9 protein-coding genes and 1 riboswitch are annotated in these 13,891 nt (G+C 67.9%); of the genes, 1 reads left to right on the top strand and 8 read right to left on the bottom strand.

Annotation, left to right across the window (positions count from 1 at the left end; translation table 11 throughout):
* Positions 1–63 precede the first annotated feature (63 nt).
* The 7 genes from H7F35_RS26035 to H7F35_RS26005 all read right to left on the bottom strand — a co-directional run bounded on the left by H7F35_RS26035 (position 64) and on the right by H7F35_RS26005 (position 11,363).
* On the bottom strand, positions 64–1,152 hold the full coding sequence (locus tag H7F35_RS26035) for an ATP-binding protein (RefSeq protein ID WP_187109436.1): 1,089 nt from the start codon (positions 1,150–1,152) through the stop codon (positions 64–66).
* Positions 1,149–4,964 carry a cobaltochelatase subunit CobN gene (cobN, locus tag H7F35_RS26030; RefSeq protein ID WP_187109435.1) on the bottom strand — a complete coding sequence of 1,272 codons (3,816 nt, stop codon included), beginning with the start codon at positions 4,962–4,964 and terminating at the stop codon, positions 1,149–1,151. Before cobN ends, H7F35_RS26035 begins: the two co-directional genes overlap by 4 nt.
* A gap of 4 nt (positions 4,965–4,968) precedes the next feature.
* Positions 4,969–6,033 carry a cobalamin biosynthesis protein CobW gene (cobW, locus tag H7F35_RS26025; RefSeq protein WP_187109434.1) on the bottom strand — a complete coding sequence of 355 codons (1,065 nt, stop codon included), beginning with the start codon at positions 6,031–6,033 and terminating at the stop codon, positions 4,969–4,971.
* 152 nt (positions 6,034–6,185) lie between these two features.
* On the bottom strand, positions 6,186–6,863 hold the full coding sequence (locus tag H7F35_RS26020; protein WP_187109433.1) for an energy-coupling factor ABC transporter permease: 678 nt from the start codon (positions 6,861–6,863) through the stop codon (positions 6,186–6,188).
* A gap of 41 nt (positions 6,864–6,904) precedes the next feature.
* Positions 6,905–8,464: a PepSY domain-containing protein gene (locus H7F35_RS26015; RefSeq protein WP_187109432.1), complete on the bottom strand. Its 1,560-nt coding sequence runs from the start codon at positions 8,462–8,464 to the stop codon at positions 6,905–6,907.
* Positions 8,465–8,472: 8 nt separating this feature from the next.
* Positions 8,473–10,656: a TonB-dependent receptor gene (locus tag H7F35_RS26010; RefSeq protein ID WP_187109431.1), complete on the bottom strand. Its 2,184-nt coding sequence runs from the start codon at positions 10,654–10,656 to the stop codon at positions 8,473–8,475.
* A gap of 132 nt (positions 10,657–10,788) precedes the next feature.
* Positions 10,789–11,062: riboswitch (cobalamin riboswitch) on the bottom strand.
* A gap of 79 nt (positions 11,063–11,141) precedes the next feature.
* Positions 11,142–11,363 (bottom strand): hypothetical protein, encoded by a 222-nt coding sequence (locus H7F35_RS26005; RefSeq protein WP_187109430.1) that lies wholly within the window; start codon positions 11,361–11,363, stop codon positions 11,142–11,144.
* Between the two features lie 136 nt (positions 11,364–11,499).
* Between H7F35_RS26005 and H7F35_RS26000 the strand changes: the two genes are divergently transcribed.
* The gene (locus H7F35_RS26000) at positions 11,500–11,904 is read left to right on the top strand and encodes a hypothetical protein (protein ID WP_187109429.1); all 405 of its coding nucleotides are present in this window, start codon (positions 11,500–11,502) and stop codon (positions 11,902–11,904) included.
* A 23-nt stretch (positions 11,905–11,927) separates the two neighbouring features.
* Here H7F35_RS26000 and ybaL read toward each other — a convergent pair whose 3' ends face one another.
* Positions 11,928–13,646: a YbaL family putative K(+) efflux transporter gene (gene ybaL / locus H7F35_RS25995; protein ID WP_187109428.1), complete on the bottom strand. Its 1,719-nt coding sequence runs from the start codon at positions 13,644–13,646 to the stop codon at positions 11,928–11,930.
* Positions 13,647–13,891: the final 245 nt, after the last annotated feature.

The raw sequence follows: 13,891 nt of genomic DNA, 5'->3' as shown, positions 1-13,891 counted from the left end.
CCCTTTGCGTGCCCTGCCTCCGGTCACCCTGGCGTGCGCCAGCGGGTGCGGTATCCCGGAGGCTCAGGCTTTTTTTGGGGCGGCCTGCGAAGGCGTTTGAGACGGGATCAGCGGCCGCAGCGGCTTCACGCGTTCAATGCCGACGGGCTCGGGCGGCATGGCGCCCCAGTCCTGTTCGCCGGCGCTGTCATTGCCAGTCGCTTGATGATTCGATCCGTTGCCGGTGGCTTGCGAAGAAGGCGCTGGCGCTGGTGAGGTAGCAGCAGGCGCACCGGCCGCTTCAGGCTTGCGACGATGCAGCAGCACCGCCTCCGCCACGCGTTGCACGTGATCGGTCGTGATGGCTGTCGCGCCGTCCCATGCGGCCAGCGCTCGCACCGAACGCAGCATCACGAGGTCGGCACGCAAGCCATCCACGCCCGCTTCAATGCACAGCGCGCCGACCGCTTCATGCACCGCATCGCCGTAAGGCAAGGCCGATGCATCGGCCACGAGGGCGCGTGCGCGGACCAGCGCCGAAGCGAGTTCAGCTTCGGCCGCCGCATGCGTCGCGCGAAAGCCATGCGGGTCAACGTCGAACGCAAGCCGCGCACGCACGATGGCCTGCCGCTCGGCCGCGTTCTCGATGTTGCGCAGATGCACGCACAGGCCGAAGCGGTCGAGCAGTTGCGGGCGCAGGGTGCCCTCTTCCGGGTTCATGGTGCCGACCAGCACGAAGCGCGCCGCATGCCGGTGCGAGATGCCGTCACGCTCGACCACATTCACGCCGCTGGCCGCCGCGTCGAGCAGCGAGTCGATCAGCGCATCTGGCAGCAGGTTGATTTCGTCCACGTAGAGCACGCCGCCATGCGCGCGCGCCAGCAGGCCGGGCGCGAACTTGAGTTCATGGCCCGCCAGCGCATGGCCGAGATCGAGCGTGCCCACGAGGCTTTCGAGGCTGGCCCCCAGCGGCAGTGTGATGAAAGGCGCACCGGGCAGCAGCTCGGCCAGTGCACGCGCCGCCGTGGTCTTGGCCGTGCCGCGCGGCCCTTCGATCAACACGCCACCCAGGCCGGGATCGACCGCCGCCAGCAGCAGCGTCTGACGCAACTGCGGCTGGCCGCTGATCGCGGCGAAGGGAAAAGGCACCGGCATGGGCGCGGCAATGGTCATCGGGTCGATCCTTCCATCTGCTGCTCGTGGTCGAGCAGCAGGTTTTCTAGCTGGTTCTTGTAGTCGCCGGGCGACTGCCACAGGCCACGCTGCATGGCTTCGAGCAGGCGGCTGAGCATGTCGTGCAGCGCGCGCGGATTGTGCGCGTTCACGAAGTCGCGGGTGCCGGCATCGAGCACGTAGGCGTCGGCCACCATCGCGTACTGGTGGTCGCCGACCACGCGGGCGGTGGCGTCGAAGCCGAACAGGTAGTCGACGGTCGCGGTCATCTCGAAGGCGCCCTTGTAACCGTGGCGCTTGACGCCATCGATCCACTTGGGGTTGACCACGCGCGAGCGGATCACGCGGCTGATTTCTTCCTTCAGCGTGCGAACGCGTGGCGCCTGCGGGTTGCCGTGGTCGCCGTGGTACATGGCTGGTTGCTGCCCGCTCAGGTGGCGCACGGCGGCGGCCATGCCGCCCTGGAACTGGTAGTAGTCGTTGGAGTCGAGCAGGTCGTGCTCGCGGCTGTCCTGGTTCTGCATGACGACGTTCATGGCGCGCAGGCGGCGCACCAGCGCGTCGGCGGCCGGCACGCCGTCGCTGCCCTGCCCGTAGGCGTGGGCGCTCCCGCCGACGTAGGCGTTGGAGAGGTCGTCGTCGGTCTGCCAGTCGCCATGGTCGAACAGCGGCTGCAGGCCCGAGCCATAGCTGCCGGGTGCCGAGCCGAACACGCGCCAGCCAGCTTGCAGGCGTGCGGATTCGGGCGACTGGCCCTGTGCTTCGAGCGCGGCGGCTTCACGCAGGATTCGCGCGCGGATCGGGTTGCGCTCGGCGTCTTCGTCTTCCTGCGACGCGACGGCCTGCACGGCGGCATCGAACATCTGCACGGCGTTGGGGAAGGCATCGCGAAAGAAGCCCGAGATGCGCAGCGTGACATCGATGCGCGGACGCCCGAGGCCCACAGTGGGCAGCACCTCGAAATCGACCACGCGCTGGCTGCCCGGCGCCCACTTGGGCCGCACGCCGATCAACGCAAAGGCCTGCGCCAGATCGTCGCCGCCGGTACGCATGGTGGCCGTGCCCCAGACCGACAGGCCCATCGCCACCGGGTAGTCGCCATGCTCCTGCATGTGGCGTTCAACCAGTTGCGCAGCGGACTTCAGGCCCAGCATCCAGGCCGTGGGCGTGGGAATGGCGCGGGTGTCGACCGCGTAGAAATTGCGGCCGGTCGGCAGCACGTCGGGGCGGCCGCGCGAGGGCGATCCGCTCGGGCCGGGCGGCACGAAGCGGCCTTGCAGGGCGCGGGAGAGTTGCAACAGTTCCTGCGCGCCACAGGCGTCAAGCGCGGGCGCGAGCGTCTGCGCGATGCGCGCCATGACCGCAGCGGTCTGCGGCATTCCAGCAGAAACGCCCTCTTCGAGCAGACGCTGTGCAAGCAGCTCCAGCCGCTCGCGCGTGTCGCCCTGATGCCGCCACGGGTCGGTGCTGACCGATTTCAGCAGCGCGGGTCGCGCGCCCTGCCAGGGCTTGGCTGCGTCGATGTCGAGCGGGTCGAAGCTGTCACCCGGCAGCAGGTCACGCGCCAGAGCGCCCAGCAATCCGGCATTCGCCCCCACGCCATCCGCTGCCGGATAGCGCGCCAACGCCACCAGCGTGTCGCGCCGCAACCGTTCCTGTGGCGAGGCACCGAACACGTGCAGGCCATCGCGGATCTGTGTTTCCTTCAGCTCGCACAGGTAGGCATCGACACGCGCCAGCACGGCGTCGTCTTCCGCGCCGGGCATGTCCAGCTCATCGACCAGATGCTGCGCCCGCACGGCAGCGAGGATCTGCGCGCGCAGCACCCTGGCGCGCCGCGCATCGACCAGCAGTGCGTCGTAGTACTCGTCGACCTGGCGCTCCAGGTCCTGCATCGGGCCATGGTTCTCGGCGCGCGTGAGCGGCGGCATCAGGTGGTCGATGATCACCGCCTGCGTGCGCCGCTTGGCCTGCGCGCCCTCGCCCGGGTCGTTGACGATGAAGGGATAGACGTTGGGCAGCGGCCCGAGGATCGCATCGGGCCAGCAGGTCTGCGAGAGCGCGATGCTCTTGCCCGGCAGCCATTCGAGGTTGCCGTGCTTGCCCACATGCACCACCGCGTCGATGGCGAAGGCATCGCGCAGCCAGAAGTAGAACGCGAGGTAGCTGTGCGGTGGCACCAACTCGGCGTCGTGGTAGCTCGCATAGTCGGAGGCCCCCAGCTTGCCAAGTGCGCGCGCCGGCTGGATACCGACGAACACGCGGCCCAACCGCAGCCCGGCAATCATGAAGCGGCCCTGCCGGACCATCGGATCTTGTTCGGGGTTGCCCCAGCGCGCATCGATGGCGGCAGCCATGCCCTCGGGCAAAGCCGCGAGGCGAGCGCAGTAGTCGGCCAGCGCATAGCTCTGCCACGCAGGGCGCGCGGCCCACTGCGCAGGATCGTTGGCGATGCCTTCCTGCAGCCTGCGCATCAGTGCATCGCCATCAGCCGGCAACGCATCGGGCTCACCGAGCGCATAGCCTTCGGCCTGCATGGACCGCAGGATTGCGATCACCGAGGCCGGCGTGTCGAGCCCCACGCCGCTGCCGATGCGCCCTTCGCTGCCGGGGTAGTTGGCCAGGATCAGCGCGATGCGCTTGTCGGCCACGGCAAGGCTACGCAGCCGGCACCAGCGCCGCGCCAGCTCGGCCACGAAGGCGATGCGGCCGGGCTCGGGCTGGTAGTTCACCACTTCGGTCTGAGTGAGTTCGCAGCGGTGCGACAGGCCCTTGAAGCTCACGGCGCGCGTGATGATGCGGCCGTCCATTTCGGGCAAGGCGATCTGCATGGCAATGTCGCGCGGGCGCAGGCCCTGGCTGTCGGCCAGCCAGTCTTCGCGGTTGCCGCCGCTCACGATCACCTGCAGCACCGGTGCATCGCCTGCCAGTGCGATGGCCTCGCCTTCTGCGTTCTGCGAGCCCTGCCCCAACGCGGCGAAGGCGGTGGTGTTGAGCACGAGCTGCACGTCGTGCTCGCTGCACAGGCCGCGGAATGCGGACATGCACAGCGGGTCTTTCAGCGAATCGAGCGCGACGGGCAACGGGTTCAGCCCTTCGGCACTGAGCGCGGCTGCGAGCGCATCGAAGGCCACGGTGTTGCCCGACAGCAGGTGCGAGCGATAGAACACCAGTGCCACCACCGGCGCGCCTGCATGCCAGCCGGCACGCAGGTCGTCGATGCCGGCCACCGAGTGGGCAGCGTCGATGCCGCGCGGCACATGCAGCGCCACTTGCGGGAGGCTGCGCGGCGGCAAGGGCGCATCGCCATGGCCGAGGCCGTGGAAAGCCACGGCGCGCAGGAACTGCATCGCATTGCCTGCACCGCCGCTGCGCATGTACTGCCAGAGCTGGCGGCTCACCTCGCGCGGCGCGGTGCTGCGCGCGAGCAGGTCTTCGTCTTCCTGCAGGTCGCCCGAGAACATCGCGAGCTGCTGGCCCTTGCGTTTGGCCAGCTTTTCAAGCTGCTGCAGGCCATAGGCCCAGGCCGATTCGGCCCCCAGGTGGTCGACCACCACCACGCGCGCATGCTGCAGCACCTCGTCGATGTACAGGTCGAGCGAGGCCGGCTGGCGCAGGTGCATGAGGTTGGCCAGCCGCAGCGACGGATAGCCAGGGTCTGTGGACGCCAGTGCCGTGCGCGCGGCGGCGAGCAGCGCGAGCGTGGTGTCGGCCGAGCTGAGCACCACGATGTCGCCGGGCGTCTGGTCGAGCCGGGTGACGACGCTGTCGTCTTCGACGAAGCGTCCGGGCTGGGTGCTCAGCAGGTGCATCGGGTCAGGCCGGAACGGCGGCGACGCCCTCCAGCGCCTGGCGCAGCACCGCTTCGTCGAGGTCTTCGCCGATGAACACCAGGCGCGTGCGCTGCGCCTCGCCATCGCGCCAGCGGCGGTCGAAGTGGTGGTCGAAGCGGCGGCCCACGCCCTGCACCAGCAGGCGCATCGGCTTGCCGGGAATGGCGACGAAGCCTTTCACGCGGTAGATGGCGTGCTGCTCGACCAGCTTGGCCAGCACGGCCAGCAGGCTGTCGCGCTCGACCGGCGGCAGCTCGATCACGAGCGAGTCGAACTCGTCGTGGTCGTGGTCTTCCTCGTGGTCGTGGTGGCTTTCGCGCAGGTGAATGGTGGCTTCGGCCGCACGGCCCTGGCCCAGCAGCAGCGCCAGTGGCAACTTGCCTTCGGTGGCGGCGACGATCTTCACTTCGGGTGGCAGTTCTTCGCGCACCAGCGCCTCGACCCGGGCGCGCGCGGCGTCGTCCATCAGGTCGGTCTTGTTGAGCACCACGAGGTCGGCGGCCGAAAGCTGGTCTTCGAACAGCTCGTGCAGCGGCGATTCATGGTCGAGGTTGGGGTCGGCGCGGCGGGCTTCGTCGACGGCTTCCGGGTTCGCGGCGAACTGGCCCGCATCGGCGGCGGGGCCGTCGACCACGGTGACCACCGAGTCGACGGTGAAGATGTTGGCGATGTCGGGCCACTGGAAGGCTTGCACCAGCGGCTTGGGCAGCGCCAGACCCGAAGTCTCGATGATCACCGCATCGATATCGCCGCGCCGCTCGGCCAGTTGCAGCATCACGGGCAGGAACTCTTCCTGCACGGTGCAGCAGACGCAGCCGTTGGCCAGTTCGTACAGCGCGCCTTCGCGCTCGTTGCCTTCGTCGTCGCAGCCGATGCCGCAGCCGCGAAGAATTTCGCCGTCGATGCCGAGTTCGCCGAACTCGTTGACGATCACCGCGATGCGGCGGCCTTCGGCGTTGCCGAGGATGTGGCGCAGCAGCGTGGTCTTGCCGCTGCCCAGGAAGCCCGTGACGATGGTGACGGGGATCTTGGCGTTGCTTGGGGTCATGGAATGGATTCTTTCAGGCGCCGATGGCCAGGAGATGGGAGCGCGGGAACCACGGGCCCAGCGGCCCGCCAGCGATCAGCGCATGGATGCGATCGCCGCAAAGCGGCCGGGGTGGGCCAAGGTGCCCGCGAGAAAGTGAAAGTGGGCCTGAATCAGACGCTGCTGTACAAACGGCGCTCGACAAAAGCCGTTCCCTGCAGGCGACGCCAGCCCTTGGCGGCGGCCAGCACGCCCAGGTCGACCAGCGGCTCGACCAGCACGATGGTCATGTAGGCCGCGCCAAAGCTGGCGATCTGACCGATGTTCTCGAGCCCGGTGCCGCGTCCGTAGAGCGCCCAGAAGCCGACCCAGACCACGATGCCGCCCTGGTAGGCCACCGAGAGCTTGAAAGCCTGCTGGTAGCTCAGGTCCACGTAGGCCATATTCTTGGGAATGATCCGCTGCGCCAGCGCAGCAGTCGCAAACAAGGGCACCAGCAAGGTCGTGACGTTCATGCCGTACTGCGGCAGGTCCTGTGGCTCGAAGAACAGGCTCTGGATGAGCAACCCGCCCGCCAGGCCAATGGACGCGGGCGCCAGCCCGAACACCAGCAGCAGCGTCGTGCCAAGGATCAGGTGCACCTCGGACACGCCCACCGGATGATGCGGCAGCACTTCGAAGAAGCAGAACACCAGCGCCACGGCAATGGCCGAGCGCAGCACCAGGGCAGCCGGGCCGTCCTTCATGAAGGTGTCGAAGGCCACCTTGCCTGTGTAGGCCAGCGCAGCGGCTGCTGTCGCGTAGCTGAGAAAAATCTTGGATCCGTCGACGAGACCTGGTTCGATGTGCATCTGGCACCTCCTGAATTGCACCGCAGTGCGAAAGTTGATTGTTAGTTGATGGGCCTGCTCGCGCAAGCCCCGTCATGAACGCCGAGGCGCGCGCCGCGCTCCCGGGGCGAAGGCTTTCGCCGCAGCCGGCGCCAGCCGATCACCACGCCGCTGGCCGAGGCCACGGCGCCGATGATCGACAGCAGCCACACCACGATGTCCCAGGCCGGCCGGTACTGGATGAGCCAGGGAAAGTCGAGGCTGTGCGCCGCATTGAAGAGCCAGCGGCGCAGGCGCGAATTGCTGTCGTTGCTGCCGGCGATTTGTCCGCTGGCAGGGTCGATGTAGATCCAACTGCGCGCGGCGTCGTCGAATTCGAGGCGCCACACGGGCAGCACACGCTCGCGGTGATGGCCGTACCAGTGGAAGTCTTCGCGCGTCTGCAGCGTCGCCTGTGCCACGGCAGCGCCGGGGCGCAGGCGGGCAGCGGCGCGCACGATGTTGTCGCGGCCAATGGTGGCCGGGGCACCTGTCACGGCATCGAGCACGCGCACACGTGCCTGTGCGTCACGCAGTTGCAGCAGAGGCCGGCCGTCGAACCACATCAGCAATGCCTCGCGCGGTGCAGCGGCGCCCTCGCCTGCCGGCAACGAAGCTGGCGGCCATGGGAACGGTGACGCCCCTGCGCCGGTGTAGCGCGCCATCGCCGCCGCATCACCCGGACCGCGCTGGAACCAGCCGTTCGGGTTCATCGACAGCCAGCCGCTGATGATCCACGTGAGCACGAAGAAGCCGCCGATCAACCCGGCGATGTGGTGCCAGGCCATCCACCCCTTGTAGGGCGTGACCGCGCCGTTGCGAAAACGCCTCCGCAGGCGAACCCGCAGGATGCCGATGACGATGCCCGTCACCGCCGAAACGATGCATGCCGCCGACAGCCACACGACCACCTCGTGCCACAGCGGCGGGTCGGCCCGCAGCGGCGTGAAGTAGATCCAGTGCGGCACCGAGCCCAGCCAGTTCCAGAAGCGCTCCGAACGCGTGGTGTCGCGCACCACTTCGCCGTTGCGCGAGGACACGTACAGCTCGGTGCCGGCCGCATCGCCGACTTCGATGCGATGCAGCGGGCGCAGCGGGTTCAGCCCTTGCGGCACGGTCCACTGGTCGCGCTCCAGCGTCTCGGCCCAATGTGCACCCGGCTGGCCCGAGAAGCCGCGCGCGATGACCTCGGCCTGCGCCGCATCGACCGGGCCGAGCGCATGGCCGTCGCGCGCCGAGATGGTGTGCCGGCCCCCTCGCGCATCGACGATGCGCCAGACAGGTTCGGGCGTGGTCCCGCCCTGTACTTCCAGCACCATGCGGCGCGGCGGCTGCGCGCGCGCAGCCGGGGGCAGCACTTCCAGCGCGGCAGATGGCGACACCACCGCCTGCTCGAAGCGCAAGGGCCCCAACCCGGCCAGCCGCTCTTCATCGGTGAGCGTGGGGTAGCCCACGTACATCATCACCACGCCCGAGACAAACCACATGACGAACAGCAGGCAGCCGCCGATGCCCAGCCATCGGTGCGTCCAGTAGAGCCAATAGCGAAGGCGGGGCCAGGCGCGGCGCCATGCGGAAGTCATGATCGTGCTCAGAAGTTGACCAGCGCCGACAGCTCGAACGAACGCGGCCGGCCCAGCAGCCATTGGTTGCCGCTGTTAGAGAACGACACTGCGTATTTGCGATTGGTCAGGTTGTAGCCGCGCAGCGCCAGCTTCATCGACGGGTTCACCTGCCAGCTCACGCCGCCGTCGGCCACCGTGTAGGCGCCGATCTTGCGCGAATTGGCCGTGTCGACCTGCCGCGAACCCACGTAGCGCACGCCGAAATCGGCCTCCCATTGCGGCAGGAAGCGCCAGTTGAGCCAGAGGTTCGCCGCTGCTTCGGGCACACCGAACGGCGTGTTGCCCGCGCGCGAGACCAGCGACTTGCCGACCATCTCGTTGAAGTCGTCGTAGCGCGCGCGCAGCCTGGCGACGTTGGCTTCGAGCCGCAGCGTCGAGGTCAGCGCCAGGTCGAGCGTGGCTTCGATGCCTTCGGACGACTGCTTGCCGATCTGCTGGGTCTTGCTGGGGTCGCTGGCGTCACGCGACAGCAGCTTGGTCTTTTCGATGCGGTAGGCGGCCACGGTCCAGGCGCCACGACCCTCGGCCAGTTGGCGCTTGTAGCCCACCTCGACCTGCCGGCCGGTGCTCAACTCGAACGGCGCCTGCGTGGCCGAGGTGCTGATCAGCGAGGTCAGCGGATCGGCCGCGCGCGCCACCTGGGCATAGAAGGACTGCGAGGCGTCGGGCGCATACACCACGCCGAGGCGGCCGGTGGCGTACTCGAAGGTCTTGTCGAGCCGGCTCGACAGGTTCTGCTGATCGACGCGCGACACCTTCGCGTGGTCCCAGCGCAGGCTGCCGACCACCGACCACTGTTCGTTGAAGGCCAGCTTGTCTTCGGTGAAGAAGGCGTAGGTGCTGGTCTTGGTCTTGTAACGCGGCAGGTAGGCGACGGGCGAGGCGTAGTAGCCGGGCTGGAACACGAAGGGATCGACCACCGAGCGGCCGCCGTAGGGCGTGTCGCTCGAATTCAGGAAGTCGATGCGGTTCATGTCGAAGCCCACCAGCACCTGGTTGGCCATGCCGAGCAGCGAATGCCGGAAGGTGGCGTCGGTGCGGTTGCCGATTTGCTCCTGGTCGTGGCCGATTTCCAGGTAGTCGCCACGCGTCACGCGGCGGGTGGTGGCGTTGAAGGTGTAGGTCTCGCTGTTGCGCCAGTGGCGCTTGCTCTCCAGCCGGTAGAGCTGGTTGCGCACGGTGACCGCATCGTTCGGCGTCCACTGGGCGTCGAGCCGGGTCCACTTGTCGCGGTACTTCAGCTCCGAGTCGTCGAGGTTGTAGTTCTGGCGCAGCGTCTGGTCATTCAGGCGTCCGTCGATCAGCGGCACGCCGTAGTAGCGCTGCGGCGACTGGCGGCCCTCGTCGTGCGACAGCGTGAACTGCAATTGCGGCGACACGTCCAACCGCACGGCAGCGCCCACGGCCAGGCTTTCGGCCTCGCCGCGCGCCATGAAGCCGTTGGTCTTGCGATGGCTGATATCGAAACGGTACGACAGCTTGTCGTTGATCGCCCCGCCGCTGCCGAAAGCGACCTGCCGCGTGGCGTCGGAGCCGAACGTCACGAGCGCTTCGTTCTGGATCGGGCCGCGCGTGGGCTTCTTGGGCACGACGTTGATCGCACCGCCGATGGCGCCTTCGCCGAACATCACCGATGCCGCGCCGCGCAGCACCTCGATGCGGTCGACCGACCAGGTGTCGAACGGAAAGGTGACGGTGCCCGCGCCCGCGTACAGGCGCGTGCCGTCGAACAGTTGCATCACCGAGCCGTGGCCCGAGAAGCCGCGCGCCGCCATCGACGTGCCGCCGTTGCCGGGGGCGGGCGAGCCGGTGATACCGGTGGCGCGGGTGGCCGCGTCGATCACCGAGACATCGCCGCGCGCACGGATGGTGTCGCCGCTCAGCACCTCGATGCTGGCTGGCGTTTCCAGTGGCGTGAGACCGAGGCGGCTGCCGGTGTGCGCGGGCTCGTCGATGGCCAGCGGCGTGTGCCGGCTGGCCTCGACCTGCACGGGCGCCAGGCTGTTGCCGCCTGTGCCCGTCGTTTCTCCCGTCTCCGCGAAGGCGGCAACAGGCCCGAAAGCCAGTCCCAGCCCCAGTGAAAGACCCGAAAGGCGCGCCCATTGCAGTGGCGCGCCCGTGCGATCGCGCGCTGGCGATGCTTGACCCATTTGAAATCCCCTCCGACCTGCGTCCCCGCAGGCTCCTGACCGATCGAGGACGTGGGAAGAGGTGCGAACGGGCGATGCCGGTGCACGCGAAGGTGGCGCAAACGGCAGGCCCGGACACGCACTCCCGCAGCGTCCGAAGGCGGTTGCGAAGGCCGGTATCCGGGCTCGCGGAGCGCTTCGACGCGCTAAATGCGCATCGAAGCCGAAACCCTCGCCTTCCCACGCCGAAGCGCAGTGACTGCACATGCCAGAAAAAGGGGCACGCGCGTGAGGGTTTCCAGATCCGCTGACCGTTGCGGGGGCAGCGCAGGAATGGCCGTGTCAGTGATGACGCGGCGCACCTGCTTCCCGTTTAACCCCGAGACCAATGGATGGCATGCGGGGCACCTTCGAACCGTGGTGACCGGTGCAGTTAATAAAAATTAACACACCGGAACCGCAGAATTATAGGGAGCGGCCTGTTGCGAAGGGCCGCCGCCCGGGGCTCAGCGCGTTTTTCCGTCCGGCCCGAACAGCCGCCGCATCACGGCCACGCCCGCCACCAGCGCGTTCGAATAAGTGGCATAGGGCTCGGGGGCAGCTTCCAGCGGCGTGTAGACGTGGGTGGTTTCGCCCGGCACGTCTTCCACCGCTTCCATCAAGACCCAATAGAACTCTCCTTCCTCCAGTTCGTGGACGGTGAGTGCGATGTTTCTGGCTGAGGGCATGGCAAATGCAGGTGGTATCACCGTTGAATGAACGAGGAACACGCGCGGTTGACAGCTTCCGGGCTTCTCCTACAGCGCTTGTGCGCCGCGCGACCTAATGTTGTTGCCAGGGACCTCATGGAAACCAGGAGGCAGCATGAAGCAGTTCATTCTTGAAACCCGCATGCGATCGAGCGTTGGCGGCGCTTTCTATCCGACCGGCTACTCGATGGTGATGTTCCCCAGCGCGGAAGACGCGGACCGCATCGGCCACCGCCTGATCGAAAAAGGCATGAGCGGCGACGAGGTCTATCTGCTTCCCGCGGACACGGTGCTGGCCGAGATCACGCCGACCGTGAAGACCTACAGCGATCCCCTGCCCTCACCCGGCACCGACGCGGCAACGGTACGTGCATTCACCAAGCTGGCGCGCGACGGCCACACGGGCCTGCTGGTCAAGACCAAGGACGGCGCCACGGCCGAGCGGCTGATGGAACTGGTGCGAACCGTGCCCTATTCCATCGCCCAGCGCTACCGCCTGCTGGTCATCGAAGACCTCTGAACCTGAGTCGGGGCTGGGTCGGATCAAGCCACCGAGGCCGGCATGGCCATCGACACGGCCCGTTGCACCACATCGCGGGCCATTGCCTGGGCCAGTTCATGCTCGCCGAGAAAGACGGTGACGGCGCTTTCCTGCATCAGCAACTGGGCTTCCTGCTCGTTGTGGCTGCGGATCACGGTCTGGATCGTCGGGTTGAGCGTGCGCGCGGTCTCGATCATCTGGCGCACGTTCATGGTGTCGGGCGTGGCCACCACGAGCACGCGGGCCCGCGCAACGTGCGCCTGGATCAGCACCGCCGGATCGGCCGCGTCGCCCCACACGGCCGCGATGCCGGCTTCGCGCAGTTTCTCGACCAGTTCGCGGTTCTGCTCGGCCACCACATAGGGAATGTCGTGCGCCTCGAGTTCGGCCGCGATGCGGCGCCCGACGCGGCCGTAGCCGACCAGCACCACCTGCCGCGACAGGTACTTGGCCTCGGTGGTCATGGGCAGTTCGGCCAACGGATCGTCGCGCGATTCGAGCCCGCGCGCGAACGAGGAATGGGCGTGCAGCCACTTCTGCATCGGCGCGATCAGGCTGAACCACAGCGGATTGGTCGCGATGGAAATGAGCGCGCCCGCCAGCACCAGGCTCTGCCCCTCCACCGGCAACAGGCCGAGCGACACGCCCAGGCCGGCCAGGATGAACGAGAACTCACCGATCTGGGCCAGGCTCGCACTCACCGTGAGCGCCGTGCCCAGCGGGTAGCGGAACACCAGCACCAGCGCGCAGGCCGCGATCGACTTGCCCAGCACGATCACCCCCACCACCGCCAGCACCTGCAGTGGCCGCTCGATCAGCACCGAGGGGTCGAACAGCATGCCGACCGACACGAAGAACAGCACGGCGAAAGCGTCGCGCAGCGGCAGCGACTCTTGGGCGGCGCGGTGGCTGAACTCCGACTCGCGCATCACCATGCCGGCGAAGAAGGCACCGAGCGCGAACGACACGCCGAACAGCGCCGCCGAGGCGAAGGCAATGCTCACGGCTGCAGCCACCACGCACAAGGTGAACAGCTCGCGCGAGCCGGTGCGCGTGACTTGCCAGAGGATCCAGGGGAAAACGCGCCGCCCGACCACCAGCATCAGCGCGACGAAGCCGCCGACCTGCAGCAGCGTGAGCCCCAGCGTCTGCCACAGCGGGGCCACCACTTCGCCCGGCTGCGCGCCATGGCCGCCCAGCGTGCTCGCCAGCGGTGGCATCAGCACGAGCACCAGCACCATCGCCAGGTCTTCGACCACGAGCCAGCCGATGGCGATGCGGCCGGTGAACGAATCCAGAATGCCCAGGCTTTCGAGCGCGCGCAGCAGCACGACGGTGCTTGCCACCGAGAGCGCGAGGCCGAACACCAGCGCCTCGCCCCAGCTCCAGCCCCACCACAGGGCGAGCGCCCCGCCGAGCAGCGTGGCGACCGCGATTTGCGCCAGCGCGCCGGGCAGTGCGATCTTGCGCACCGCCAGCAGGTCGTCGAGGGAAAAATGAAGGCCGACGCCGAACATGAGCAGCATCACGCCGATTTCGGCCAGTTGTGCGGCGATCTCCGCGTCGGCCACGAAGCCCGGTGTGAAGGGGCCGATGATCACGCCCGCCAGGAGGTAGCCCACCAGTGCCGGCAACCGCAGCTTGGCTGCGAAGAAGCCGAACACGAGCGCCAGCCCGAGGCCGGCGGCGATCGTGTTGATGAGGGAAACGCTGTGGGGCATCGCCGCATTTTGCAGGAACGATGTCTACCCCTTCGTGTCAGCCGGCCATCTGGGTGATGTCGCCTCGCGCTGTGTTATGCGCGTGCTTGGGCTCGGGTTCGTTCGGGTTCATTCGGGGCGAGTGCGAATGACACCGGGTGCTCCCCTCCGCGAATGTCCCCCGCTTCGCTCCTCCTTTATTTCGCTGCGGGGAGCACCCGGTGTCATTCGCACCTGGACACGCTGCTGGTGATCGCCGATCAACC

It is taken from the genome of Variovorax sp. PAMC26660 (assembly GCF_014302995.1).
In the GTDB taxonomy this organism is placed as follows: domain Bacteria; phylum Pseudomonadota; class Gammaproteobacteria; order Burkholderiales; family Burkholderiaceae_C; genus Variovorax.
The sequence above is the reverse complement of the archived record's forward strand: the minus strand, read 5'-3'. Positions and strand labels throughout refer to the sequence as shown.

What these genes read in the sequence shown, in the direction of transcription:
- cobN (WP_187109435.1), bottom strand. Translation starts at nt 4,964, where the DNA reads ATGCACCTGCTGAGCACCCAGCCCGGACGCTTCGTCGAAGACGACAGC.
- H7F35_RS26015 (WP_187109432.1), bottom strand. Translation starts at nt 8,464, where the DNA reads ATGACTTCCGCATGGCGCCGCGCCTGGCCCCGCCTTCGCTATTGGCTC.
- H7F35_RS26035 (WP_187109436.1), bottom strand. Translation starts at nt 1,152, where the DNA reads ATGACCATTGCCGCGCCCATGCCGGTGCCTTTTCCCTTCGCCGCGATC.
- H7F35_RS26010 (WP_187109431.1), bottom strand. Translation starts at nt 10,656, where the DNA reads ATGGGTCAAGCATCGCCAGCGCGCGATCGCACGGGCGCGCCACTGCAA.
- H7F35_RS26005 (WP_187109430.1), bottom strand. Translation starts at nt 11,363, where the DNA reads ATGCCCTCAGCCAGAAACATCGCACTCACCGTCCACGAACTGGAGGAA.
- H7F35_RS26020 (WP_187109433.1), bottom strand. Translation starts at nt 6,863, where the DNA reads ATGCACATCGAACCAGGTCTCGTCGACGGATCCAAGATTTTTCTCAGC.
- cobW (WP_187109434.1), bottom strand. Translation starts at nt 6,033, where the DNA reads ATGACCCCAAGCAACGCCAAGATCCCCGTCACCATCGTCACGGGCTTC.
- ybaL (WP_187109428.1), bottom strand. Translation starts at nt 13,646, where the DNA reads ATGCCCCACAGCGTTTCCCTCATCAACACGATCGCCGCCGGCCTCGGG.
- H7F35_RS26000 (WP_187109429.1), top strand. Translation starts at nt 11,500, where the DNA reads ATGAAGCAGTTCATTCTTGAAACCCGCATGCGATCGAGCGTTGGCGGC.